This window comes from Pseudomonas sp. LS2P72 (genome assembly GCF_054897865.1).
In genome coordinates this window covers 1,495,819-1,521,492 of the sequence record NZ_CM142708.1, presented here as the reverse complement: position 1 = coordinate 1,521,492, position 25,674 = coordinate 1,495,819, and the positions used below count along the sequence as shown (strand labels likewise).

Sequence of the window (25,674 nt, the reverse complement as noted above, 5' to 3'; positions counted from 1 at the left end):
TATATATCCAGGCCGTTCAGGCCATTCGCTAATTTGGTTTAGATGCTGAGTACTTTGTCGCCGCGGGCAATGCCGGTTACGCCGCTGCGGACGGTTTCCAGAATCGAGGCGGTGCCAATGGACTGAATGAAGCTGTCGAGCTTGTCGCTGGTACCGGTCAATTGAACGGTATACACGCTAGCGCTGACATCAACGATCTGCCCACGATAAATATCGGTAGTGCGTTTGATCTCGGCGCGCTGGGCACCGGTGGCCTTGACCTTGACCAGCATCAGTTCACGCTCGATGTGAGCACTCTCCGACAGGTCGACCAGCTTGACCACTTCGATCAGCTTGTTCAGGTTCTTGGTGATCTGCTCGATAACTTCATCGTGGCCAACCGTGGTCAGCGTCAGACGCGACAGGGTCGGGTCTTCGGTAGGTGCCACGGTCAGGCTTTCGATGTTGTAGTTGCGCTGCGAGAACAGGCCGACTACACGAGACAGAGCGCCCGGTTCGTTTTCCAGAAGCAAGGAAATAATGTGCCGCATGATTATGTACGCTCCGTCTTGCTCAGCCACATATCGCGCATGGAGCCGTCTTTGATCTGCATCGGGTAGACGTGCTCGCTGGTGTCGACCGAAACATCAATGATCACCAGACGATCTTTCATGGCGAACGCCTCTTCCATCTTCGCCTTCAAATCTTTCGATTCGGTGATGCGAACGCCGACGTGACCATAGGCCTCCGCCAACTTGACGAAATCAGGCAACGACTCCATGTAGGAGTGCGAGTGACGGCTTCCGTAACTCATGTCTTGCCACTGGCGAACCATACCCAAAACGCCGTTGTTCAGGATGACGATTTTCACCGGCAAGCCATATTGCAGACAGGTGGACAGTTCCTGAATGTTCATCTGGATACTGCCCTCGCCCGTCACGCAGACGACGTCGTCATCCGGGAAGCTCAGCTTGATGCCCATGGCCGCCGGAAAACCGAAGCCCATGGTGCCCAAGCCACCGGAGTTGATCCAGCGGTTCGGTTTGTTGAACGTGTAGTACTGCGCCGCAAACATTTGATGCTGACCCACGTCGGAGGCCACAAAGGCATCGCCCTTGGTGACTTCGCACAGGGTTTCGATCACGGTCTGCGGCTTGATGACGCTGCCGTCGCCCTTGTCGTAAGGGAACAGGCCGCGGTCACCGCGCCACTCATCAACTTGTTTCCACCAGCTGGCAACGGACTCCTTGTTCGGGGTCTCGCCGATTTCCTTGAGGATCGCGACCATCTCGGTCAGGACACTCTCGACCGGACCGACGATAGGCACGTCCGCCTTGATGGTCTTGGAAATCGAAGCCGGGTCGATGTCGATGTGAATGATCTTGGCATTCGGGCAGAACTTGGCCGGGCCGTTGATCACGCGGTCGTCGAAACGAGCGCCGACTGCAAGGATCACGTCGGCATGGTGCATCGCCAGGTTAGCGGTGTAGCTGCCGTGCATGCCGAGCATGCCGATGAACTGACGGTCGGTGCCAGGGTAGGCACCCAGTCCCATCAGGGTATTGGTCACTGGCAGGTTGAGCATCTTCGCCAATTCGGTCAGCGGCGCGGAACCGCCACCGAGAATCACGCCGCCGCCTGCGTACATCACAGGACGCTTGGCCGCCAGGAGCATTTCTGCCGCCTTGCGGATCTGCCCGGAGTGACCGCGAACGGCCGGGCTGTAGGAACGCAGCTTGGCTTTTTTCGGGAAGATGTATTCGAACTTCTCGGCAGGGTTGGTCATGTCTTTCGGGATATCGACAACGACCGGGCCCGGACGACCGGATTGCGCCAGGTAGAACGCTTTCTTCATGACTTCCGGGATTTCCGACGCGTGCTTGATCATGAAGCTGTGCTTCACGATCGGCCGGGAGATACCGATCATGTCGGTTTCCTGGAATGCATCGGTGCCCACCATGTTGCTAGGTACCTGGCCGGAAATGACCACCATCGGAATGGAGTCCATGTAGGCGGTGGCAATACCGGTGATGGCATTGGTTGCGCCAGGACCGGAAGTCACCAGTACCACGCCGGCTTTACCGGTGGCACGGGCATAGCCGTCAGCCATATGGGTAGCCGCTTGTTCGTGACGAACCAGGATGTGGGTCACTTCCGGTTCTTTGAACAGGGCATCGTAGACATGAAGAAGAGCACCACCCGGGTACCCGTAGATATATTTGACGCCTTCGTCACGCAAAAAGCGGACGAGCATCTCACCGCCAGATAAAAGCTCCACGTTGTTCACCTCTAAAACGCCAGAATACCGCCCACATAAAAGAGGACGGGTCTTAATAGGTTTACTTCTCAGCAGAGCATGAGCGACGGTGGTCGCCGACTACGTCAGCACTGACTGAGCAAGTATTGGGATCGTCCCAAGTGTTGCGGGCCTTTCCCACCCAGCGCGAGGTAACGCGTTGCGGGTGTAACAGGTCGGCGCGGATGTGCGCCTCATGATCTGCTGAGCGGGCCTGCTTCTGGCAGTCCCTCTACAGCGGACTTTGGATTCTTCTGTTTCGTCCTCTCCAAGTCAAGTCGTCTATGTGCTTTATTGAACTAAGCACATGAGAAAGCAAGAAAAAACCGCTAAACAGCAACTGTGTTAGCTTCAATTGCGCAACCCAATACAAGGAAATGGCATGCGAACGTTTTTCCTGACCGTCAGCCTGCTGATTGGCATCAGCCCTTTGTGCATGGCCGCTCAGATCTACAAATGGGTCGACGCCCAGGGTGTAACCCACTTTGACGCACAGCCGCCGCAAGGCCAGGAAGCCACCACCGTGGTCACGCCCTCCTCGCCGGCTAGCAACCAGCCACCGCAGCCACGCAGCGGAGCCATTGGCGATCAACAGGCCATCGACAATAAAGTGAAAAAGCAGGTCGCCGAGCAGCAAGCCCAGCTGAATGCATTCTGCGAACAGGCGCGAACGAACCTGGCTCAACTGCAGAATAATCCACGAATACGGGAGGATGTCGAAGGTGAGATGCGCCGCCTGACCGACCAGCAACGTCAGGAGCGCATTAGCGAAGCACAGAAACAGATTGCGGATAACTGCCAGTAGACGACTGTAGGAGCCGAGCTTGCTCGCGATGAACGATGACGCGGTGTACCTGGTACACCGCGGCGCCTGCAATCGCGAGCAAGCTCGGCTCCTACACAGGATCAGATTCAGCGGGAGGCGGTAATCAACAGGTCGAACTCTTTGAGCAGCACCTGCAACTGCCTGTCCTTGCCCTGAACATTACGGGCGGCGAAGACCATTTCGGCCATCTCCTGAATTCCCGAAGCGTTTGGCAAGGGCAGATCCTGCTCGAGGATCGTCTTCATCCGCGGAAGGAAGACCCATTGCAGCCACTGCTCGAAATCCAGCGTGTCGACCGAGAAGGGTTCGACACTGGAAAGTGCGTCGGCGGAGGGCGAGACCTCGTCCCACCAACCCTGAACCCGCAGCTCGCGCTCGATCAATAGCAACTGTTCGGCAATCTTCGGAAAACGCGCGTCCATCACAGCGAAACCTTTGCCTTTTGACGGGCCAATGCTGCGCCAGAGGAATCACCCTGCTTCTCACGCGCCTGAGCGATCAACTCCCACAGGCTGGCCTGAAGCGCCGGACGACCGTTAGCGAAGGTCAGGCCACGACGAGCAAACTGCTCGGCTTGTGGCGCATCGCCTTGAGCCATGCGCACCTGAGCCAGACGATAAAGCACTTGCGGCTCACGCGGCGCAACACGCTGGGCGCGCTCGAGGCTGGAAGAAGCGCCATTGAGATCACCGCTCGCCTGTTGTTGCTGAGCGGTGGTCAGCAAGGCCAGAACCGGACCGTCCAATTGCTCGTCGGCAGACAAGCCACCGGAGCTCGCCGAAGGAATCCCGCTCGGCGTCGACGGCATACTGTAGCTGCCTTGATTGACCGGTGCCGACTGGACTGGCGCGGTATCGATTGGCCCCGGGGTAATCGGGCCTGGCGTGATCGGCGCAGTGCTGATCGGTGCCGACGTCACTGCGCCACCACCTGGCACCATTACGACGACGCCGGTATCACCTTGTGGAATCGCCTGAGTCTGGGCTTGCGCAGGACGTTTAGTCGTCGTCTTGCGGAAACCGCCATTCGCCGAAACCCGTTCACTGTTCGAAACGGCGCTACCGGAATCCACAACCGGAATCGAACCGCGCTGTACGGAGGAGCAACCGCTGAGCAAAGCCACGGCGGTAACCGCTGGAATCAACCACTTGTTCACTTGAAACCCTCTTTGCTTAATTCATCCAGCCCTTGACCCAATCCATCACCGTTTCGCCGTTAACAGGGCTTTCGCCACCGCAAGCGGCACCGGGAGGCGGTTCGCTGCCGCGAATATACGGCATCTGCACGGCACCTGGGCAGTTGGCATCAGAGCCTTGCCCGGTACGCGAATCGACCCAGGCCTGAACAATGTTGTCTGGCTGCGGCATGTCCAGCGGCAACGGATCGGCCTTGCGCATGAAACTGGTCCAGACCTGCAGCGCACCGGTGGCACCGGTGAACGGTGTCTTGCCGTTGTCATCGCGACCCAGCCAGACCACTGCCAGCAGGTCCTGACTGAAACCGGCAAACCAGCTATCCCGTGAATCGTTACTGGTGCCGGTCTTGCCAGCCAGGGTCAGGGTTTTCGGCAACACGTTGTAAACCGAACTGCCGGTACCTTCACGCATCACCCGCTGCATGGCGCTCTGGACCAGGTAAATGGAGGCCGGATCGAAACGCTGCTGAATCTGGAACGGATAACGCTTGAGCGGTTCGCCGTCAGCGGTCAATACGCTACGGATCCCGCGCATCGGCGTATTGAAACCACCGTTGGCCAGGGTCTGGTACATAGTCGCCACTTCGATCGGGGTCAGACCGCCAGCGCCCAGCAGCATCGACGGGAACGCCGGGAATTCGCGACTCACACCAAGACGCGCCAGGGTCTTCAGGACATTCGGCACGCCCACCGCCAACCCGAGACGCGCGGTCGACAGGTTGTAGGAATGCGCCAGGCCCTGATACAGAAATACAGTGCCATGGGAGCGGCGATCGTAGTTCTGCGGTTTCCAGACTTGACCGTCCGCGCCTTTGACCGAGAAGGAATCGTCCGACAGCCAACTGGTCAAGGTGTACTGGCTCGGCTTCTCAAGGGCTGTCAGATAAACCGCCGGCTTGATCAAAGAACCGATCGGTCGCACAGCATCCAGCGCACGGTTGAAGCCGGCAAAACCTGCCTGACGACTGCCGATCATGGCCTGGACTTCACCGGTTTCCGGATTGGTCACGACCATGGCCGCTTCAACCTCATCGGAACCCTTGCGCCCGGAGAGTCTCTTGAAGGTGTCGTTGACCGACGCCTCGGCTTTCATCTGCAGGATCGGGTCGAAACTGGTGAAGATCCGCAGACCTTCTTCGGTCAAGTCTTCGTCGCGATAGTCTTCGCGCAGCTGACGTTTGACCAGGTCGAGGAAGCCGGGGAACGAGCTGTCCGCCAGACTGCCGCGCTTGGTCACGCCCAACGGCATCTTCTTCGCAGCTTCGACTTGCTCGGCAGTGGCGACGCCCTGCTCCTGCAACACGTCGAGTACCAGGTTACGCCGCTCAAGGGCACGTTCCGGATAACGACGCGGGTTGTAGGAAGACGGCCCTTTGACCATGCCCACCAGCAACGCCACTTGATGCAGCTTCAGTTCGGCCAGCGGCTGGCTGAAAAAGAACTGGCTGGCCAGACCGAAACCGTGCACCGCACGCTGACCGTCCTGACCGACAAACACTTCGTTGAGGTAAGCCTCAAGGATTTCCGGTTTGTCGTAATGCAACTCAAGCAGCAGCGCCATCATGGCTTCGGTGAGCTTGCGGCTCAGGCTGCGTTCGTTAGTCAGGTAGAAGTTTTTGACCAACTGTTGAGTCAGCGTACTACCACCCTGGCGCATGCGGCCGGAGGAGCCGTTGACCCAGATGGCCCGAGCGATCGACTTCGGCGAGACGCCAAAATGGTGATAGAAGTCGCGGTCTTCAACAGCCACCAAGGTCTCGAGCAGATAAGGCGGCACCTGATCGATCTTGATCAGGATCCGGTCTTCGAGGTTTTTCGGGTACAGGCCACCGATCAGCAGTGGTTCAAGGCGCACGACCGAAAGCTTCGAACCATTGGTTGCCGACAGTTCGGCCACGTAGTCGCCAGAGAAGCGAACTCGCACGGGTTGTGCTTGTTCCATGCCTTCATAGAACTGAAAACCACGGGTATTCAAATTGACGGTATTGCCGCTGACCGCGGCGGCACCGGGGCCGTTGGCCACGCTTTCGCGTCGATAGCCCAAGGCATCGAGCTCGGTCAGAAAATCGTCCTTGCTGAGCTTTTGTCCGACGAACAACTCCAGCGGGCGCGCGTACACCTTGGCCGGAATGGTCCAGCGCTTGCCGGAGAATTTCTCCTGGACGATCGCGTCGAGGTAAACCGCGAACCCGGCCAGCACCACAAGGCCGACCAGACTGAGTTTAAGGGCCCAGCCCAGCCAGGGGCGCAGGCCCTTGGAAGGTGGTTTTTTGGGGGTACGGGGGGATCGAGTACGAGTCATGGCGGCGGATTATACGCACTTTATTCATACTCAACAGAAGCCCTCCGAGGTTTGCGTCAGACGGACTTGCGGCCATAATGACGGCCGTGAATTTTCCCCAGACTCTGAAGGATCGCCTGTGAGCCAGTCCCTGATCGCCGCCCTGCAAAACCCGGCCCTCTACCCGCATCCCATAGACGGGTTCCAGGTCATCGAAACCCATATTTCCTGGGTAATCCTCACCGGCCCCTTTGCTTATAAAGTGAAGAAGCCAGTGAATTTCGGCTTCCTGGATTTCACCAACCTCGACGCCCGCAAGCATTTTTGCGGGGAAGAACTGCGTCTTAACCAGCGCCTGACCAACGATTTGTATCTTGAAGTGTTGCCAATCACCGGCAGCGCCGAAGCCCCACAACTGAGTGGCGAGGGTCCGGTCGTCGATTACGCACTGAAAATGCGTCAATTCCCACAGAGTGGGTTACTCAGCACCCTACAAGCCAATGGTGAATTGACCACCGCGCACATCGACGAGATGGCCGCGCAGATCGCCCAATTCCATCTCAGCGCACCGAAAGTGCCTGCCGAACACGAAGCTGGCACGCCGGACAGCGTAATGGCGCCGGTACGCCAGAACTTCGAACAGATCCGCCCGTTCCTTAGCGACAAGGCTGATCTGCTGCAACTGGATGCGCTGCAAGCCTGGGCCGAAAGCAGCTTCGAACGCCTCAAGCCACTGTTCGCCCAGCGCAAGGCCGAAGGTTTGATTCGCGAATGCCACGGTGATATCCACCTGGGCAACGCCACCGTGATCGACGGCAAGGTCGTGATCTTCGACTGCATCGAGTTCAACGAACCGTTCCGCTTCACCGACGTTTATGCCGACACCGGATTCCTGGCGATGGACCTGGAAGACCGTGGCCTGAAGAGCCTGGCGCGCCGCTTCATCAGCCAGTACCTGGAACTGACCGGCGATTACCAGGGCCTTGAGTTGCTGAACTTCTATAAAGCCTATCGCGCATTGGTTCGCGCCAAGGTCAGTCTGTTCAGCATGCCGGCCGAGGCCGACCCGGTGCAGCGAGCCACCACCCTGCGTCAGTACCGCAATTACGCCAACCTGGCGGAAAGCTACAGCACCATTCCTTCGCGCTTCATGGCCATTACCCACGGTGTTTCTGCTGTCGGCAAGAGCCACGTGGCCATGCGCCTGGTGGAAGCGTTGGGCGCCATTCGCTTGCGTTCCGATGTAGAGCGCAAACGTCTGTTCGGCGAGCAAACCGTGCCAAACGACCCTCAGGCCGGCATCTATAGCGCCGACGCCAGCGCCGCCACTTACACCCACCTGCATGAAATTGCCGCGGTGATTCTGCATGCTGGTTTCCCGGTGGTGATCGATGCAACTTACCTCAAGCGCGACCAGCGTGACGGCGCAGCGAAAATCGCCGAAGCCACCGGCGCGCCATTCCTGATCCTCGATTGCAATGCGCCGCAAGCAGTGATCGAGAGCTGGCTGGCACTGCGCCAGGCAGACAAAAAGGACCCGTCCGACGCTAACCTGGCCGTAATCGAAGCCCAGCAAGCCACTCGTGAGGCCCTGACGCCCGAAGAGATTCTCTGCAGCAAACGCGTGCAGACCAATGAAAGCGGAACCCTCGACACAGTCGTTGCACAGATTCGCCAGCGCCTGCCAGGTCTGTAAGAAACTATTTCAGCCGTGAAGCCTTCGCCGGCTTCACGGCTGCCAAATAGTGGCACTATACTGGCGTCATAAAACCAACAGGTGATGTGACATGAGCCAGCCGAAACTTCTCGACACCCCGCTTTATGCGTTGCTGCACAAAGACGACATCACAGGTTTCAACAACGAGCGCCCAAAAGATGGACCTATCGACATGGTCGGTGGCGATTTCCGGGGGCTGGACCTGCGTGAACTGAACGCCGACGGCATCGACTTCACCGATGCCTATTTCCGCTCCGCCGACTTGCGCGGCATCGACTTTCGCAACGCTTCCCTGGAAGGTGCAAGCCTTGCTCACGCACAGATCTCCGGCGCCTACTTCCCGCCAGAGCTGAGTGCTGACGAGATCCTGATGTCGATGAATTTCGGTACACGCCTGCGTTATCGCACCCGCTAAATGCGACCTTTAGCTGACCCGTTCGGCGCCCCCGCTTTGCGCTGAACGCTGGGCATGGCTTGCCCGGAAACCTGATTCCACCGCCCTTTCCTCCTACCGCACTCGCGGACTTTCGCACAGCCTCGAGAATTCGCTTCTTAGAAGCTTTTGCGTCGAAACCAACCAAACAATCACGCTTTTCCTACTGATGGCTACACTCCTGAGAAGCTCGCCCACGCACCGTTCGGCCGTCGCAAGGAGGCTTGATGAATGATGAACTGCAGCACCTGAAGAATCTTGGCAAGACGTCGGCGCAATGGCTGCATGCCGTGGGCATCCACAGCGCCTCGGACTTGCGTCGCCTGGGGGCGGTGGATGCTTATCGGGCCGTGCGCACGCGCGGGTTTCGGGCGTCCAAGGTGTTGTTGTATGCCATCGAAGGTGCCCTGATGGATGTGCACTGGAATGACATTCCCGCCGAGCGCAAGGACGCCTTGAACAAACAGCTGGAAGCTATCTCGTCACGTCACAAGAACTGAACGGACGCAGCAGCCATGTACCTACTTGGGGAACAACCGGCTTACGCCGACGCGCTGATCAATCGACTGCAACATATTCCCGGCCGGCTGCTGGAAGGTTTGATGCCCTGCGGACCGAGCCTGGAATTTTCAGCCGTCGATGATCTGGCCGTCCTGTTACCCGGCGATCAATTGTTTGTGCTGGACAACGGCCTGCTGCATGGATGCATCGACGATCGGGCATTGTTCTATCTGCACGAGGGAGATCTGATTGGCTTGCGCCAGGGCACGGACCTGCCGCGTTGCCGCTTTCGCAGCGACAGCCCGCTGGCATTGACCCCTTACCTGCGCGCCGAGGTTTTTCAGCATATCTATGCCGACCCGGAGCGTTCGGAGCTGTTCCTTCAATACATGGCCGGTCAGTCCGCCCTGCTGTCCGACGCCGTCGCGCGCCTGAAACAACCCGAATTTCGAAGCACCAATGGTTTTCAGCGCGTGGCCAGTGGCGAAGTGTTGATCCGTCAGGGCGATGAACCGGATCAGGTATTCGTCATCATTGATGGTCACGCCGAAGCCTTTGTCGACGGGCATAAAGTCGGCGATATACCCAAGGACGAGATTTTTGGTGCCATGGCGGTGTTCACTGGCGAGAAGCGTAACGCCAGCGTGATCACCAGCGAACCCAGCACTGTCATGCTGATCCCCAAGGACCAGTTTCTCAGCCTGACCCAAAGCAATCCGAAGATCGCCCATAGCCTGATTGCGAGCATGGCCCGACATATCGACTTGCTGAATAAACAGATCACTCTGATGAGTTCGCTCAACCGCACAGGCTGAAACCCAATGATTACGGGCGTTTCCAGCCAGCGGACTGCGCATTTCAAATAATTGAAAAATCAGCGGTTGACTTGGTAATGAGAATCGCTATGATTATCACAACTGGTCGCGAGACTGGTCGATATTTGAAAAGCCCTTGGTTCGGACTCTCAGATATCTCCTCATCAGGCTAATCACGGTTATTTGACCCGGCTCTTGCCGGGTCTTTTTTTGCCTGGAGAAAACTCGTTGGATCACTTGCCAAATTGCTTACGCATTTGCGCACAGTAATCCTGCGGCGGCGTGGCAGGTGTGTACCAGACGTAATCAGCCATGGCCGGTGTGACCTCGCTGCCCTGCTCTGCCAGCATCAACACCATAGGCGCCTGGGGTTCTCCCAGATCAAGCACATGAATCGGCACGCCGACATCCTTGCGCGCATGGTAAGCACCGGCAAACAGCAGTGAAGGCGTGGGTGCCGCCAGCAGGCGCTCGGCCATCCGTCGGTCACGTTGCTGCTGGACCGCCAGCATCGCCGGCATCTGCGACTTTGGCAGCAAGCCACAGTGGGAATCGCTGACTTGCTTCAGCAACTCATCTTTGACTGAAGCTGCGTTGGAGCGCGAACCACTCAATGTCGGAGGATTGGCGTAAACGGCACGGACTTCGAGCGTGTCCAGATTGGCTGCCAGCAGCGGGTATGGTTGGGGCAGCGCGAAGCGAACGATCGGCCCGTACAGATTCCAGTCCCAACCCGACTGCCAGGCCAATGCGCCGGGCAAATCCGCCGGTAGTGTCGGGGCATGACGAACATCATCGACGCGCGGCTGTTGATCCGGCGTGAGCATTTCCAGCAGCAGACTGCCTTGAGCTCGCCGTTCACCCAGTGACTGCAATAACCACAATTGCAGTGCATGGTGATCGCGATTGTCATGCTGTTCGCCCACGATAAGCCGTGAAGGCGTCTCCAACCGCGCAACCAGTTCCTCTGCCGTGAGGGTCTGACCGCTGCGCAAGTCCCGAATCTCGCCGACAACCGGTGGCGGAGTCGAAACATGCTGACAGGCACTCAGCATCAGCAAGGCCAGCATCAAAATCCCACGCATGTTTTCACTCCATAAAAAACTCAGCGGGCGATGATCAGCGGATGCCCACGCTCCGGGTGCTGCTGCACCAGCACTTCCAGCCCGAAAACAGCCTTGAGTGGTTCCGGGCGCAACACCTGCTCCGGTGTATCGAGCGCCACAGGACGCCCGCCTTCGAGCAGTAACAGGCGATCACAATAGCGCGCTGCCAGGTTCAGATCATGCAGGATCACCAGCACCGCCGCGCCGCGATTGGCAAACTCGCGCACGGCTTGCAACGTGGTGTGCTGATGAAGCGGGTCGAGCATCGACGTTGGCTCATCGAGCAACAACGTTTGCCCTGCTTCGCCCGGCCAGAGCTGCGCCAGAACCCGCGCCAGATGCACCCGCTGACGTTCGCCACCGGACAAGGCCAGATAGCTGCGGCCACTCAAATGCCCGGCATCGGCAGCCTGCAATGCGGCGGCGACGATCTCGTCATCGCGAACCCGGCCGCTTTGATGCGGCAAGCGGCCCATGCCGACCACTTCTTCGACACGAAAGGCGAAGTCCAGGGTCGACACCTGCGGCAATACCGCCAAACGCTGCGCTCGCGCCGTCCCCGCCCAATCGCTCAACTCACGCTCGTCGAGCCAGACACTGCCGTGATCGGCATGCAACTCGCCGCACAAGGCGCCGAGCAAGGTGCTTTTACCAGCCCCGTTAGGTCCCAGCACACCGAGGACTTCGCCCGGTTTGAGTTCAAGCGTGATGTCCGTCAGGACAATCTTTCGGCCTCGACGGATTTGAAGATTTTGCGTTCGCAACATCAGGCACGCCCTCTGAGCAATAAATACAGAAAGAACGGCGCACCGATGAAAGCCGTGACGATCCCGATCGGCAATTCAGCCGGCGCCAGGGCCAGTCGCGCCACCAGATCGGCAAACAACAAAAGACTGGCACCCGCCAATACTGACGCTGGCAACAGCACACGATGATCGGGGCCCGCCAGCAATCGCACCAGATGCGGCACCACCAGACCCACAAACCCGATCATCCCCGCCGCGGCCACCGCAGCACCGACACCCAACGCCGTGCAAAACACCAATTCGCGCTTGAGCCTTTCGACGTCGATACCCAGATGACCGGCCTCCGACTCACCCAGCAACAACGCATTCAAGGCTTTGGCCCGGCGCGGCAGCCACAACGCCACGCCGGCACTGATCAACAGCAACGGCCAGAGCCGCGAATAGCTGGCGCCATTGAGGCTGCCCAGGTTCCAGAACGTCAGGGTGCGCAGCGTCGCGTCATCCGCCAGATAGGTGAACAGCCCCACGGCGGAGCCGGCCAGTGCCGTCAACGCAATACCGGCCAGCAGCATGGTCGCGACATTGGTCTGCCCGTTGCGCCGGCCCAATCGATACACCAACGCGGTCACGCCCAACCCGCCGAGAAACGCGCACAGCGATAACAGATAAGGCCCGAAGGATTCGGGCAGTCCGCCGAATACCGAGCCACCGACAATCGCGATCGCCGCGCCCAATGCCGCACCGCTGGAGACGCCGACCAGCCCCGGATCGGCCAGAGGATTACGAAACAACCCCTGCATCGCCACGCCGGACAGTGCCAACACCCCTCCCACGGCCAAACCCAACAAAGTTCGCGGCAAGCGAATCTGCCCGAGGATCAGCTCGGCCTGCTCCAGCCCGTCGGGCGCGATCGGTACACCCACCAGCCGCAGGGCTGCACGCAAGGTGTCGAACAACGGCAAGCTTACCGGCCCAAGCGCCAACGACAGCCAGATGGCCAGCAAACACAGCAGGATCAGACCAATGAATAAAGCGCGGGGTTTAACCAGGATGGTCATTGGCCGGCCGAACCGGGGTAAAAGGCGTCAGACAGGTTTTTCAACGCAGCGGGTAGCCGCGGCCCCAAGCCCCCTACCAATAAAGTCGGATCAAGCTCCATGACTCGCCCATCCTTGGCCGCGCGGGTCGACGACAGGATCGGGTTCTCCTTGAACAACGCCGCACGGGCTGCATCGCCGGTCAGTGCACGATCAGCAAACACCAGCACCTCGGGATCCAGGCTGACCAGGGATTCGACAGAAAAGGGTTTATAGCCGGTATGCGTGGCCAGATTGTGCCCGCCGGCCTGTTGCAGCAACCAATCGGCGGCGGTGTCCTTGCCGGCGATGAGCGGTTTGCCGCCCGCGTGGCCAAGCAACAACAGCACGCCCGGCGATTTTTCCTTCAACTGCGCCCGAGTGACCCGGATCTTTTGTTGATCGAGTTGCTGTTGATAAGTTTGAAACACCTGCGAAGCCTGATCTTCAGCGCCAAGCAACTTGCCCAGATGCTGCAAATTGCCCTGCAACGTCGGCAGATCCGGCTGGGCCGAGAACAGCTCGACCTGCACGCCCGCACTGCGAACCTGCGAAAGCACCGGTGGCGGTCCCATTTCCTCGGTTCCTACCAGTATCTGCGGGCGTAAGCTCAAGATGCCCTCCGCCGACAATTGCCGCTGATACCCGATGCTGGGCAATGCCTTGAGCAATTCCGGGTGTTGACTGGTGGTGTCGACACCGACCAGTTTCGATTCACCGCCCAGTGCGCTGATCCACTCCGATAAAGCTCCACCGGCACTGACCCAACGTTGTGGCAACTCGGCCGCTGCGGCGTGGTGGCTGACGAGGAGTCCGACACAGAGCGCAGCAACGCGGGTACTCAGGCGCATAAACAGCTTCCTTTAAGGGTTTTCCCGGGCATCGAGATGACAGGCCAAGTATCCTCGGCATCTGGCACCTGAACCCGACAGGCAAGGCAGCCATTTGATAATTGTTTGCATTTGAACGTCAAGCTCGGACATATCCAGTCACGAGCCGCCGGACTTGAGGATAGACATGAAGTTTCTTTGTGCAGGCGTTGAGCTGGCCGATGCCAGCAGCCGCGGCTTCGACATCGACGGCCAGAAGCTCTTTGCCGTGCGCCGTGGCGGCCAGGTTTACGTCTACATCAATCGCTGCCCGCACCGTGGCGTCGGACTGGAATGGAAGCCCGACCAGTTTCTCGACCCCAGCAACAGCCTGATCCAGTGCGCGACCCACGGCGCACTGTTTCTGATCGAGGACGGCGAATGCGTCGCCGGTCCTTGCGCCGGGCAGTCCCTGACCACCGTCGTTTGCCGCGAAGACGAGCAAGGGATCTGGGTCAGTCTTTAACCGTTGAGCAACATGTCCAGACGCCGATCGACCAGCATTTCTTCGTGGGTCAAACGCACGCCGTAGGCCAGCACCTCGACCCCGCACGACACCGCCTCACGCAAGGCTGCGGCGTAGGCCGAATCGATTTCTTCTGCAGGACGCACGGCGTCGATGCCGGTGAGATTGACGCAATACAACTGCACCGCACGAATTCCGTCCCGGGCCAAATGCGCCAATTCGCGCAAATGCTTGGCCCCGCGCTGGGTCACGGCATCGGGAAACGCTGCCACCGAAGAGCCATCGAAGCCCAAAGTGACACTTTTGACTTCCACATAGGCCGGCCCGCTCGGGTAATCGAGGCGAAAATCGATGCGACTGCTCTCCTGACCGTAGGCCACTTCACGTTTCAGTTCGGTAAAACCGTTCAGTTCGGTGATGACACCGGCTCGCAGCGCCTCTTCGATCAAGCCGTTGGCCCGCCCGGTGTTCACACAAAACAAGCGTCCCTGCGGGGTTTCGCCGACTTCCCAAGTACCGGGCAACTTGCGCTTGGGGTCGTTGGAACGGCTGAACCAGACCTGCCCACCTTCGACCTGACAATTAAGCATCGAGCCGGTGTTCGGGCAGTGAATGGTCAGCAACTCGCCGCTAACGGTTTCGATATCGGCGAGAAAACGCTTGTATCGACGAATCAAACGGCCTTCTTCGAGGGGAGGATGAAAACGCATCAGCCTTGCCAGCTCTTCAAGCCGCGTGCAATCCGCTCGACCGCTTCCTGTAGGCGCGGAAGACTTTGGGTGTAGGCAAACCGCACGTGGTGGCCAGCCTGATAACGACCGAAGTCCAGACCCGGAGTAATCGCCACGTGTTCGGTTTCGAGGAAATGTCGGCAGAACGCGAAGGCATCACCGCCGAACTTGCTGATATCGGCATACAAATAGAACGCGCCTTCAGGCTCAACGGCGATACCAAAGCCCAGCTCTCGCAGGGCTGGCAGCAGGAAATCCCGACGACGGCCGAATTCGGCGCGACGTTCTTCCAGAATGCTGATCGTGGCCGGTTCGAAGCAGGCCAGAGCGGCGTGCTGAGCCATGCTCGGGGCGCTGATGTAGAGGTTCTGCGCGAGTTTTTCCAGCTCACCGACCGCCGCTTCAGGCGCCACCAGCCAACCAAGTCGCCATCCCGTCATGCCGAAATACTTGGAAAAACTATTCAGTACAAAGGCACTGTCATCGACTTCCAGCACGCTGGCCGCATCAGTGCCGTAAGTCAGTCCGTGATAGATCTCGTCCACCACCAGATGACCGTGGCGCTCCTTGATCGCGGCAGACAGGCCCGCCAGCTCGTCGCGGGTCAGGATCGTCCCGGTCGGGTTGGCGGGCGACGCCACCAGGGCGCCGACGCTGTCGTGGTCCCAATGGCGGGCAATCAGGTCCGGCGTCAGTTGATAGCGCACGTCCGGACCTACAGGAACAAGCTGCGCTGCGCCTTCCACCAGCCGCAAAAAGTGCCGATTGCACGGGTATCCCGGGTCCGCCAGCAGCCAGTGCTTGCCCGGATCCACCAACAAGGCGCTGGCCAGCAGCAATGCACCGGAACCACCAGGCGTGATGAGGATTCGCTGCGGGTCGATGTTCAAACCGTAACGTTGCTGATAGAAGCCGGAAATGGCCTCACGCAACTCGGGAATGCCGCGCGCGGCGGTGTAACGGGTCTTTCCCGCCGTCAATGCGGCCTGACCGGCCTGAATGATCGGCTCGGCGGTGGTGAAGTCGGGTTCGCCGATTTCCAGGTGGATCACGTCGTGGCCAGCGGCTTGCAGTTCATTGGCCCGCGCCAGCAGCGCCATGACATGGAAAGGTTCGATCGCGCGACTGCGGGCACTGTAGGACTGAACCATTAGCCTTCCTTCAACGGGAAAAAAAACCAATTCTACCCAAGCGCAGGAACGAGCGAGAACCTAAAGCGGTCAGACCGTTATAACGCTGGTCTCAAACGACTCAAGCGAGTGTCTCAGGTTTGACTAAAATCAATATTTGATCAGGTCTCCAGCACCGCCAGACAAGGCTTTGCAATCATTTGCAAGCACTGCGGGCCACTACCTCGACATCCGGGAGTAGCGCGGTCCGATTTGATCTGGTAAGTTCGCCCGCTTGCAGCCGCAGGGCCGGCAGGTGTCGGTGATGGAGCAATCCTGCGCAATGGATTACAAGAGTAGAGGCGGTCCATTTCATGCCCACCCAAGCAAAGCAGCAAAATCAGTCGATCAGCGGTTTCGAACCCTACAAAGAAGTAAAGGGCGAGGAATACATGGGCAAGCCCATGCGCGCTCACTTCACCAAGATCCTGAATAAGTGGAAACAGGACTTGATGCAGGAAGTCGACCGTACGGTTGATCACATGAAGGACGAAGCGGCCAACTTCCCGGACCCGGCAGACCGTGCCAGCCAGGAAGAAGAATTCAGCCTGGAGCTGCGTGCCCGCGACCGCGAGCGCAAGTTGATCAAGAAGATCGACAAGACGCTGCAACTGATCGAAGACGAAGAATATGGCTGGTGCGAGTCCTGCGGCGTCGAAATCGGCGTCAAGCGACTGGAAGCCCGCCCTACCGCCGACATGTGCGTTGACTGCAAGACCCTGGCGGAAATCAAGGAAAAGCAAGTCGGCAAGTAATCTCGACTTGAACGAAAAACGGAGCGTGCGAACGCTCCGTTTTTGTTTCCGGCATTCGCTGATACCTGCTGTGACTTTAAGATCGCCATCGCGAGCAAGCTCGGCTCCTACAAAGGCTGGCGCGACTTCCTGTAGGAGCCGAGCTTGCTCGCGATGGCGGCTTCAAGCCATGCTCAATACGACCAGACAACGTAACCGCCCTCATGACTGCCATCACCTCCCCCACCTACATCGGGCGCTTCGCCCCCACGCCCAGTGGACATCTGCACTTCGGTTCGCTGGTCGCAGCGCTGGCCTCGTACCTTGACGCGCGCTCGGTGGGGGGCCGCTGGCTGATGCGCATGGAAGATCTCGATCCGCCACGGGAAGAGCCCGGCGCTCAAGCGGCCATTCTTAAGGCGCTGGAAAGCTACGGCTTCGAGTGGGATGGCGAAATGGTCCGACAGAGTGACCGGCACGATGCCTACGCCGAAGTCCTCAATCGCCTGTTCAATCACGGCCTGGCCTACGCGTGCACCTGTTCACGCAAAACACTTGCGCCCTATCACGGGATTTATCCAGGGCTGTGCCGCAACGCGGGCCACGACACCAAAGATGCTGCGATTCGCCTGCGTGTCCCCGAGCTGGAATATCACTTCGTCGACCGGGTGCAAGGCGAATACCGCCAACACCTGGGCCGGGAAGTCGGCGATTTCGTGATTCGTCGCCGGGACGGGCTCTACGCCTATCAACTGGCGGTGGTGCTGGACGACGCCTGGCAAGGCATCACCGATATCGTCCGCGGCGCCGACCTGCTCGACTCAACACCGCGCCAGCTCTACCTGCAAGAACTGCTTGGCCTGCCGCAACCGCGCTATCTGCATATCCCGCTGATCACCCAGCCCGATGGCAACAAGCTCGGCAAGTCCTATCGTTCGCCGCCGCTGACCGAAGATCAGGCAACCCCCTTATTGCTGCGTGCATTACGCGCATTGGGGCAGAATCCCGGTGCCGAACTGGCTTATGCCACCCCAAGGGAAGTGTTGAACTGGGGCATCGCCCACTGGGATGCGTTGTTGATCCCGCGCACACTCAGCCTGCCCGAAGCGCAACTACAGTGATCACACTTGCAGTGGCGCGCCCATCCGTTACCATCGCCGCACGTTTTCGGGCACGCGCATAAAAAAGAGAGGCCGGGATGTACATCTATCGCTTGGTCCTGCTCCTGGTAGTGGGGATTTATCTATTTTCCCCGGCCATCATGGATTGGTGGATCGACGCCACTGGCGCCTGGTATCGCCCTTATCTGCTCTGGCTGATTCTGATCGTCGTGACCTTCATCCTGCAGAGCCAAAAAGATGCCGATGAGCTTTAGCCTGACCCAGATGATCCTGATCAGCGCCGCGTACCTGGCGGTGCTGTTCGGCGTAGCCTGGGTCAGCGAACGGGGCATGATCCCCCGGGCGATCATTCGCCACCCGCTGACGTACACCCTGTCGCTGGGCGTTTATGCCAGTGCGTGGGCGTTTTACGGCACGGTGGGCCTGGCCTATCAATACGGCTACGGATTTTTGTCCAGCTATCTAGGCGTCTCCGGCGCGTTTCTGCTGGCGCCGGTGCTTTTGTACCCGATCCTGAAAATCACCCGCACGTACCAACTGTCGTCGCTGGCCGATCTGTTCGCCTTCCGCTTCCGCAGCACCTGGGCCGGCGCGCTGACGACGATCTTCATGCTGATCGGCGTGCTGCCGTTGCTGGCGTTGCAGATTCAGGCGGTGGCCGACTCCATCGGCATCCTCACCCGCGAGCCGGTGCAACATCGCGTGGCCCTGAGCTTCTGCGCACTGATTACGCTGTTCACGATTTTCTTTGGATCGCGCCACATCGCCACCCGCGAGAAACACGAAGGCCTGGTGTTCGCGATTGCTTTCGAGTCGGTGATCAAACTGATCGCCATCGGCGGCGTTGGCCTCTATGCGCTGTACGGCGTGTTCGATGGCCCGCAACAGCTTGAGCTTTGGTTGCTGCAAAACCAGACCGCGCTCGCCGCATTGCACACGCCATTGCAGGAAGGCCCATGGCGCACGTTGCTGTTGGTGTTCTTCGCCTCGGCGATCGTGATGCCGCACATGTACCACATGACGTTTACCGAAAACCTCAACCCGCGCTCGCTGGTCAGTGCGAGCTGGGGCTTGCCGCTGTTCCTGCTGTTGATGAGTCTGGCGGTACCGCTGATTCTCTGGGCCGGACTGAAACTCGGCGCGACCACCAATCCGGAATACTTCACGCTCGGCATTGGTATCGCAGCCAACAGCAAGGCATTGGCGCTATTGGCCTACATCGGTGGATTGTCGGCGGCCAGCGGTTTAATCATTGTCACCACCCTGGCCTTGTCCGGGATGGCGCTGAACCATTTGGTGCTGCCGCTCTATCAGCCGCCGGCCGAAGGCAATATCTACCGCTGGCTGAAATGGACCCGCCGGGGGCTGATCGTCGCGATCATCATGGCCGGTTACGGTTTCTACCTGCTGCTGGGCGCGGAACAGGATCTGGCGAATCTGGGCATCGTCGCCTTCGTCGCCACCCTGCAGTTCCTGCCGGGCGTGCTGTCGGTACTGTATTGGCCGACCGCCAACCGCCGCGGTTTCATTGCCGGTTTGCTCGCAGGGATTCTGGTGTGGCTGGTGACCATGCTGCTGCCGCTGGTCGGCAATCTGCAAGGCTTCTACATACCGCTGCTGAACATGATCTACGTGCTGGACGACACCAGTTGGCACATGGCGGCGATCGCCTCGCTGGCGGCCAACGTGCTGATGTTCACCCTGATTTCGCTGTTCACCAACGCCAGCAGCGAAGAGGCCAGCGCCGCCGAAGCCTGCGCCGTGGACAACGTGCGCCGGCCGCAACGCCGCGAACTGCACGCCGCCTCACCCCAGGAATTCGCCACACAGCTGGCAAAACCTTTGGGCGCCAAGGCAGCACAGAAAGAAGTCGAACAGGCACTGCGTGACCTCTATCTGCCTTTCGATGAGCGTCGGCCTTACGCCTTGCGCCGCTTGCGCGACCGTATCGAAGCCAACCTCTCCGGCCTGATGGGGCCGAGCGTGGCTCAGGACATGGTCGAGACATTCCTGCCTTATAAGGCCGGCGGCGAAAACTACGTCACCGAAGACATCCACTTCATCGAAAGTCGCCTCGAGGATTACCACTCGCGCCTGACCGGGCTTGCCGCCGAACTCGATGCCCTGCGCCGCTATCACCGACAGACCTTGCAGGAGTTGCCGATGGGCGTCTGCTCGCTGGCCAAGGATCAGGAAATCCTCATGTGGAACAAAGCCATGGAGGAGCTGACCGGGATTGCCGCACAGCGTGTGGTCGGTTCGCGCCTGAGCACCATCGCCGATCCATGGAAAGAGCTGCTGCAAGGCTTCATCAATCTGCCGGACGAGCATTTGCACAAACAGCACCTGGCCCTCGACGGCCAGACTCGTTGGCTGAACCTGCACAAAGCGGCGATCGATGAACCGCTTGCACCCGGCAACAGTGGCCTTGTATTGCTGGTGGAAGACCTGACCGAAACCCAGATGCTCGAAGATAAACTGGTGCACTCCGAGCGTCTGGCCAGCATCGGCCGACTCGCCGCCGGCGTGGCCCATGAAATCGGCAACCCGATCACCGGCATTGCCTGTCTGGCGCAAAACCTGCGCGAAGAGCGCGAAGAAGACAGCGAACTGAAAGAAATCAGCGGGCAGATCCTGGAGCAGACCAAACGCGTGTCGCGCATCGTTCAGTCGCTGATGAGCTTCGCCCACGCTGGCAGCCATCAGCACAGCGACGAGCCCGTCTGTCTGGCCGAAGTGGCCCAGGATGCCATCGGTTTGCTGGCCCTGAACCGACGCAATTTCGAAGTTCAGTTCTACAACCTGTGCGATCCCGATCACTGGGTCGAAGGCGATCCGCAGCGGCTTGCACAAGTACTGATCAACCTGCTCTCAAACGCCCGTGACGCCTCGCCTCCCGGCAGTGCGGTGCGGGTCAAAAGCGAAGCCGGCGAACACACGGTCGACTTGATCGTGGAAGACGAAGGCAGCGGTATTCCGAAGAACATCATGGATAGATTGTTCGAACCTTTCTTCACCACCAAGGATCCTGGCGAAGGCACCGGTCTGGGCCTTGCACTGGTCTATTCCATCGTTGAAGAGCATTATGGACAAATCACCATCGACAGCCCGGCTGATGTTCAAAGCCAACGCGGCACCCGTATCCGGGTGACCTTGCCGCGTCATGTCGAAGCGACGTCCGCTGTGAACTGAGACCGTCGAGAGTATCGAATCAATGCCGCACATTTTGATCGTCGAAGACGAAACAATTATCCGCTCCGCCTTGCGCCGCCTGCTGGAACGTAACCAGTACCAGGTCAGCGAAGCCGGTTCAGTGCAGGAAGCACAAGAACGCTTCACCATTCCCACGTTCGACCTGATCGTCAGCGACCTGCGTCTGCCTGGCGCGCCTGGCACCGAGTTGATCAAACTCGGCCAGGGCACTCCGGTGCTGATCATGACCAGCTACGCCAGTCTGCGTTCGGCGGTCGACTCGATGAAGATGGGCGCGGTGGATTACATCGCCAAGCCTTTCGATCATGACGAAATGCTCCAGGCCGTCGCGCGAATCCTGCGTGACCGTCAAGCTGTGCAAACCAGCGGCGAACCTGCCGTCGGCAAAGCCGGCAATGGCGCCGCGAAACCGGGCGCCAGCAACAACAACGGCGAAATCGGCATCATCGGCTCCTGCCCGCCTATGCAGGATCTGTACAGCAAGATCCGCAAAGTCGCGCCAACCGACTCCAATGTATTGATTCAGGGCGAATCCGGCACCGGTAAAGAACTGGTGGCGCGCGCTCTGCACAACCTGTCCAAACGTGCCAAGGCGCCGATGATTTCGGTGAACTGCGCGGCCATTCCGGAAAGCCTGATCGAGTCCGAACTGTTCGGCCACGAAAAAGGCGCGTTCACTGGCGCCAGCGCCGGGCGTGCCGGCCTGGTCGAAGCGGCCGACGGCGGCACCTTGTTCCTCGACGAAATCGGCGAACTGCCACTGGAAGCCCAGGCCCGCCTGCTGCGCGTGCTGCAGGAAGGTGAAATTCGTCGTGTGGGTTCGGTGCAATCCCAGAAAGTCGATGTGCGCCTGATTGCTGCGACTCACCGGGACCTCAAGAGCCTGGCGAAGATCGGCCAGTTCCGTGAAGACTTGTATTACCGCCTTCACGTGATCGCCCTGAAACTGCCGGCCCTGCGCGAGCGCGGCGCGGATGTCAACGAAATCGCCAACGCGTTCCTGGCGCGGCAGAGCGCGCGAGTCAACCGCACCGACCTGAAGTTCGCCCCGGATGCCGAGCAGGCGATTCGTCATTACGCCTGGCCGGGTAACGTTCGAGAGCTGGAAAACGCCGTAGAACGTGCCGTCATCCTGTGCGAGAGCCCGGAGATTTCCGCCGAGCTGCTGGGGATCGACATCGAACTGAGCGATCTGGACGATGACGATTTCATCGGCCTGCCTCCACAACAGGGCAGCGCCGCCGGTAACAACAGCCATGAACCGACCGAAGACCTGTCACTGGAAGACTACTTCCAGCACTTCGTTCTCGAGCATCAGGACCACATGACCGAAACCGAGTTGGCGCGCAAACTCGGTGTCAGTCGCAAATGCCTGTGGGAACGCCGTCAGCGCCTGGGCATTCCGCGGCGCAAGACCGGGGTGGCCAGCGAGAGCTGAACCTCGCCTGTCTGATACGCGGGTAACACGTGACACTGTGAAAAAACTGTTACCTCAGGTTTTTCACGTAACAGAAGCCGGGGCTTACGGTAACGAAGCCCCGGCTTTTTTTGGCCTCCGAAAACCTCACCAACCTACCTAACCCCTTGTTTTACTGGGTTTCGCAAAAGTTGGCACGCACCCTGCTATATGTTTGATACAAGAACAATAACAAGCAATGCACAAGACAATAAAAATAAGACGTATCGACTCACGCACAATAAAAACAAGACGGCGAGAGGCGCAGCTAACTGATTCTTTTGGAGAGGCGTTGTATTTGGGGCTTGCCCCACGACCAGGCCGAGAACAACAAAAACTGTCACAAGACAGAGCCTGAACTGGTTGGATCGCAAGATCACTGCAACACAGCGACCAAAGCAATCCGTTTGCTCTTGGCTCCCGATTGGGAGGGTCATGAAGGAAAAACTTCATGGCGAGGGCACTTAACAAAAACAAAAAGCCCGAATCAAAAATAAAAATAGAGCATGCAACTACTTTCTTGGGGAGCTTCGGCTCCCCTTGTAGTTTCTGGCGTTTAGACTTTGTAGCAACTGCGTTTGTGGCGAGGGGATTTATCCCCGTTCGGCTGCAAAGCAGCCGTAAAACCTGAACGCATGGTCTATCTGAAGCACCGCGTTATCTGAATTCACGACTGCTTCGCAGCCGAACGGGGATAAATCCCCTCGCCACAGCGCATTGCTCGGCAGCTGCTAGAGCCCATCCGCACCAACAAGCCCCTCCCTTCAAGCGCTTGCGCAGCTTCCTACACCATCCCCCGACTAAATGCTAGAATCCCCGCCCATCATGCGGTCATTCTTCGTTTTGGCCGAACATTCCTTCAAACAGTGCATCCCATGCTGAAGAAGCTGTTCCAGTCATTCCGTTCTCCCAAGCGTCATACGCAACACATTCGCAGTACGCCTGAAGTGCTCAACAGCGGCCAACATTCGCTGCAAAAGGCCCAATTCAGTCGCTACGCGGTGAACATCGTCGAACGCCTGCAGAACGCCGGTTATCAGGCTTACCTGGTCGGCGGCTGTGTGCGTGACATGCTGCTCGGCATCACGCCAAAAGATTTCGACGTCGCCACCAGTGCCACACCTGAACAGGTGCGAGCCGAATTCCGCAACGCGCGGATCATCGGTCGCCGCTTCAAGCTGGTGCACATCCACTTTGGCCGCGAAATCATTGAAGTCGCGACCTTCCGCGCCAATCACCCGCAAAACGATGAAGAGGAAGACAGCAACCAGTCTTCCCGCAACGAAAGCGGGCGCATCCTGCGCGATAACGTCTATGGCACGCTGGAAGAAGACGCGCAACGCCGCGACTTCACCATCAACGCCTTGTATTACGATCCGGTCAGCGAGCGCATCCTCGACTACGCCAACGGCGTACACGACATCCGCAATCACCTGATCCGCCTGATCGGCGACCCGAAGCAACGCTACCAGGAAGACCCGGTACGGATGCTGCGAGCCGTGCGTTTCGCCGCCAAGCTGAATTTCGGCATCGAAAAACACAGCGCCGCGCCAATCCGTGAACTGGCGCCGATGCTGCGCGAGATCCCATCGGCGCGCCTGTTCGAAGAAGTGCTCAAGCTGTTCCTCTCCGGCCATGCAGCGGACACCTTCGAGATGCTGGTCGACCTGCAGCTGTTCGATCCGCTGTTCCCGGCCAGTGCCGAGGCGCTGGAATACAACCCGACGTACACCCACACGCTGATCAGTGAAGCGTTGATCAACACCGATCTGCGGATCAAACAGAACAAACCGGTGACCCCGGCGTTCCTGTTTGCGGCGCTGCTTTGGCCTGCCCTGCCGGCCCGTGTATTGCGCCTGCAAGAACGTGGCATGCCGCCGATTCCGGCGATGCAGGAAGCGGCTCATGAACTGATCGCCGAACAGTGCCAGCGCATCGCGATTCCGAAACGCTTCACCATGCCGATCCGCGAAATCTGGGACATGCAAGAGCGTCTGCCACGCCGCAGCGGCAAGCGCGCCGACCTGTTGCTGGACAACCCACGGTTCCGAGCCGGCTACGACTTCCTGCTGCTGCGCGAAAGCGCCGGCGAGCAGACTGATGGCCTGGGCGAGTGGTGGACGGACTATCAGGACGCCAACGACAGCGAACGTCGCGACATGATTCGCGACCTCAGCGGCAAGGACGACGGCACTGGCGCTCCACGCAAACGTCGCCGCAGCGGTGGCGCCAAGCGCAAACGTACCGCAGGCGCACCGAGCGCCACGGGCGAGTAATCCATGGAACGCATCTACATCGGCATGGGCAGCAATCTGGCTGACCCCGCCGAACAATTGCGCAGCGCCGTCGAGGCGCTGGCACAGTTGCCGCAAACCGAATTGATCGGGGTTTCCGCGTTCTATCAGAGCGACTCGCTGTTACCCGGCCAACCGCGTTATACCAACGCGGTTGCCGCCCTCGACAGCACACTCCCGCCGCTGGAGCTGCTTGATGCGCTGCAAGCCATCGAAAACGGACAGGGTCGCGAGCGCCTTGAACGCTGGGGCCCGCGTACGCTGGATCTCGACATCGTACTGTTCGGTGATCGGCTGATCGATGAACCTCGCCTCAAGGTGCCTCACTACCATCTGCAGGAACGAGCCTTCGTTCTGTATCCACTGGCCGAACTGGCGCCGGCGGATTTGCGTCTGGCCGATGGCCGCAGCCTGAGTGATTTGCTCGCTGCCTGCCCGTTCGTCGGGTTGGAACGCGTCTCCCAAAATTGACAAAAATCCCCTGTGGGAGCGAGCCTGCTCGCGATAGCGACTTAACATTCACCGAAGATGTTGACTGTCAGGACGCCATCGCGAGCAGGCTCACTCCCACATTGGTTTTTGTGTTGAACACAAAATCTGCTGCTGAATCGCATCAGTTACCCCGGTAACACCCCACACGTAACAATGCG

Annotated in this window: 24 protein-coding genes; 13 read left to right on the top strand and 11 right to left on the bottom strand. The window is 59.1% G+C overall.

Annotation, left to right across the window (positions count from 1 at the left end):
- Positions 1 to 38 precede the first annotated feature (38 nt).
- On the bottom strand, positions 39 to 530 hold the full coding sequence (gene ilvN, locus ACYZUA_RS07000; protein WP_003176102.1) for an acetolactate synthase small subunit: 492 nt from the start codon (positions 528 to 530) through the stop codon (positions 39 to 41).
- Positions 531 to 532: 2 nt separating this feature from the next.
- Positions 533 to 2,257 carry an acetolactate synthase 3 large subunit gene (locus ACYZUA_RS06995; RefSeq protein ID WP_461962536.1) on the bottom strand — a complete coding sequence of 575 codons (1,725 nt, stop codon included), beginning with the start codon at positions 2,255 to 2,257 and terminating at the stop codon, positions 533 to 535.
- Positions 2,258 to 2,657: 400 nt separating this feature from the next.
- On the opposite strand from ACYZUA_RS06995, the gene ACYZUA_RS06990 reads away from it, so the two are divergent.
- Positions 2,658 to 3,080, top strand: a complete 423-nt coding sequence (locus ACYZUA_RS06990) for a DUF4124 domain-containing protein (protein ID WP_461962535.1) — start codon at positions 2,658 to 2,660, stop codon at positions 3,078 to 3,080.
- A 107-nt stretch (positions 3,081 to 3,187) separates the two neighbouring features.
- On the opposite strand, the gene ACYZUA_RS06985 is transcribed toward ACYZUA_RS06990, so the two are convergent.
- The 3 genes from ACYZUA_RS06985 to mrcB are packed head-to-tail and all read right to left on the bottom strand — an operon-like array spanning position 3,188 to position 6,598.
- The gene (locus tag ACYZUA_RS06985) at positions 3,188 to 3,523 is read right to left on the bottom strand and encodes a YqcC family protein (protein ID WP_461962533.1); all 336 of its coding nucleotides are present in this window, start codon (positions 3,521 to 3,523) and stop codon (positions 3,188 to 3,190) included.
- Positions 3,523 to 4,257, bottom strand: a complete 735-nt coding sequence (locus ACYZUA_RS06980; protein WP_461962531.1) for a tetratricopeptide repeat protein — start codon at positions 4,255 to 4,257, stop codon at positions 3,523 to 3,525. Before ACYZUA_RS06980 ends, ACYZUA_RS06985 begins: the two co-directional genes overlap by 1 nt.
- Positions 4,258 to 4,273: 16 nt before the next feature.
- A complete protein-coding gene (gene mrcB / locus ACYZUA_RS06975; protein ID WP_461962530.1) occupies positions 4,274 to 6,598 on the bottom strand; it encodes a penicillin-binding protein 1B in 2,325 nt (774 codons plus the stop codon).
- Positions 6,599 to 6,716: 118 nt separating this feature from the next.
- On the opposite strand from mrcB, the gene ACYZUA_RS06970 reads away from it, so the two are divergent.
- The 4 genes from ACYZUA_RS06970 (at position 6,717) to ACYZUA_RS06955 (ending at position 10,043) form a co-directional block, all read left to right on the top strand.
- Positions 6,717 to 8,273, top strand: a complete 1,557-nt coding sequence (locus ACYZUA_RS06970; protein WP_461962528.1) for a bifunctional aminoglycoside phosphotransferase/ATP-binding protein — start codon at positions 6,717 to 6,719, stop codon at positions 8,271 to 8,273.
- Positions 8,274 to 8,364: 91 nt separating this feature from the next.
- Positions 8,365 to 8,709, top strand: a complete 345-nt coding sequence (locus ACYZUA_RS06965; RefSeq protein WP_111451047.1) for a pentapeptide repeat-containing protein — start codon at positions 8,365 to 8,367, stop codon at positions 8,707 to 8,709.
- A gap of 245 nt (positions 8,710 to 8,954) precedes the next feature.
- The gene (locus ACYZUA_RS06960) at positions 8,955 to 9,227 is read left to right on the top strand and encodes a TfoX/Sxy family protein (RefSeq protein ID WP_003228231.1); all 273 of its coding nucleotides are present in this window, start codon (positions 8,955 to 8,957) and stop codon (positions 9,225 to 9,227) included.
- A 15-nt stretch (positions 9,228 to 9,242) separates the two neighbouring features.
- The gene (locus tag ACYZUA_RS06955) at positions 9,243 to 10,043 is read left to right on the top strand and encodes a Crp/Fnr family transcriptional regulator (RefSeq protein WP_461962527.1); all 801 of its coding nucleotides are present in this window, start codon (positions 9,243 to 9,245) and stop codon (positions 10,041 to 10,043) included.
- 233 nt (positions 10,044 to 10,276) lie between these two features.
- On the opposite strand, the gene ACYZUA_RS06950 is transcribed toward ACYZUA_RS06955, so the two are convergent.
- Genes ACYZUA_RS06950 through ACYZUA_RS06935 form a run of 4 tightly spaced genes read right to left on the bottom strand, consistent with a single transcriptional unit; the run spans position 10,277 to position 13,822 of the window.
- Positions 10,277 to 11,128, bottom strand: a complete 852-nt coding sequence (locus ACYZUA_RS06950) for a ChaN family lipoprotein (RefSeq protein ID WP_461962526.1) — start codon at positions 11,126 to 11,128, stop codon at positions 10,277 to 10,279.
- 20 nt (positions 11,129 to 11,148) lie between these two features.
- Positions 11,149 to 11,916 carry a heme ABC transporter ATP-binding protein gene (locus ACYZUA_RS06945; protein ID WP_461962525.1) on the bottom strand — a complete coding sequence of 256 codons (768 nt, stop codon included), beginning with the start codon at positions 11,914 to 11,916 and terminating at the stop codon, positions 11,149 to 11,151.
- A complete protein-coding gene (locus ACYZUA_RS06940) occupies positions 11,916 to 12,899 on the bottom strand; it encodes a FecCD family ABC transporter permease (protein ID WP_197281707.1) in 984 nt (327 codons plus the stop codon). The genes ACYZUA_RS06945 and ACYZUA_RS06940 overlap by 1 nt, the downstream gene beginning before the upstream one ends.
- A gap of 50 nt (positions 12,900 to 12,949) precedes the next feature.
- A complete protein-coding gene (locus ACYZUA_RS06935; protein WP_461962524.1) occupies positions 12,950 to 13,822 on the bottom strand; it encodes a heme/hemin ABC transporter substrate-binding protein in 873 nt (290 codons plus the stop codon).
- Positions 13,823 to 13,988: 166 nt separating this feature from the next.
- Between ACYZUA_RS06935 and ACYZUA_RS06930 the strand changes: the two genes are divergently transcribed.
- Entirely contained in the window at positions 13,989 to 14,306 is a 318-nt protein-coding gene (locus ACYZUA_RS06930) for a Rieske (2Fe-2S) protein (RefSeq protein ID WP_461962523.1), read from the top strand.
- Here the strand turns inward: ACYZUA_RS06930 and sfsA are convergent.
- Entirely contained in the window at positions 14,303 to 15,016 is a 714-nt protein-coding gene (sfsA, locus tag ACYZUA_RS06925; protein WP_461962521.1) for a DNA/RNA nuclease SfsA, read from the bottom strand. The two genes, ACYZUA_RS06930 and sfsA, sit on opposite strands and share 4 nt — an antisense overlap.
- Positions 15,016 to 16,188, bottom strand: a complete 1,173-nt coding sequence (locus tag ACYZUA_RS06920; RefSeq protein ID WP_461962520.1) for a pyridoxal phosphate-dependent aminotransferase — start codon at positions 16,186 to 16,188, stop codon at positions 15,016 to 15,018. Before ACYZUA_RS06920 ends, sfsA begins: the two co-directional genes overlap by 1 nt.
- Before the next feature lie 332 nt (positions 16,189 to 16,520).
- On the opposite strand from ACYZUA_RS06920, the gene dksA reads away from it, so the two are divergent.
- The 7 genes from dksA (at position 16,521) to folK (ending at position 25,495) form a co-directional block, all read left to right on the top strand.
- Positions 16,521 to 16,961 carry an RNA polymerase-binding protein DksA gene (dksA, locus tag ACYZUA_RS06915; protein WP_007902025.1) on the top strand — a complete coding sequence of 147 codons (441 nt, stop codon included), beginning with the start codon at positions 16,521 to 16,523 and terminating at the stop codon, positions 16,959 to 16,961.
- A 203-nt stretch (positions 16,962 to 17,164) separates the two neighbouring features.
- The gene (gluQRS, locus tag ACYZUA_RS06910) at positions 17,165 to 18,061 is read left to right on the top strand and encodes a tRNA glutamyl-Q(34) synthetase GluQRS (RefSeq protein ID WP_461962518.1); all 897 of its coding nucleotides are present in this window, start codon (positions 17,165 to 17,167) and stop codon (positions 18,059 to 18,061) included.
- Between the two features lie 77 nt (positions 18,062 to 18,138).
- The gene (locus tag ACYZUA_RS06905) at positions 18,139 to 18,315 is read left to right on the top strand and encodes a hypothetical protein (protein ID WP_003176118.1); all 177 of its coding nucleotides are present in this window, start codon (positions 18,139 to 18,141) and stop codon (positions 18,313 to 18,315) included.
- Positions 18,299 to 21,253 (top strand): sensor histidine kinase, encoded by a 2,955-nt coding sequence (locus tag ACYZUA_RS06900; RefSeq protein WP_176471621.1) that lies wholly within the window; start codon positions 18,299 to 18,301, stop codon positions 21,251 to 21,253. The genes ACYZUA_RS06905 and ACYZUA_RS06900 overlap by 17 nt, the downstream gene beginning before the upstream one ends.
- 22 nt (positions 21,254 to 21,275) lie before the next feature.
- Positions 21,276 to 22,712: a sigma-54-dependent transcriptional regulator gene (locus ACYZUA_RS06895; RefSeq protein WP_461962516.1), complete on the top strand. Its 1,437-nt coding sequence runs from the start codon at positions 21,276 to 21,278 to the stop codon at positions 22,710 to 22,712.
- Between the two features lie 893 nt (positions 22,713 to 23,605).
- Positions 23,606 to 25,006, top strand: coding sequence for a polynucleotide adenylyltransferase PcnB (locus ACYZUA_RS06890; protein WP_008153304.1), 1,401 nt, complete (start codon positions 23,606 to 23,608; stop codon positions 25,004 to 25,006).
- Positions 25,007 to 25,009: 3 nt separating this feature from the next.
- The gene (gene folK, locus ACYZUA_RS06885; RefSeq protein WP_461962514.1) at positions 25,010 to 25,495 is read left to right on the top strand and encodes a 2-amino-4-hydroxy-6-hydroxymethyldihydropteridine diphosphokinase; all 486 of its coding nucleotides are present in this window, start codon (positions 25,010 to 25,012) and stop codon (positions 25,493 to 25,495) included.
- Positions 25,496 to 25,674 lie beyond the last annotated feature (179 nt).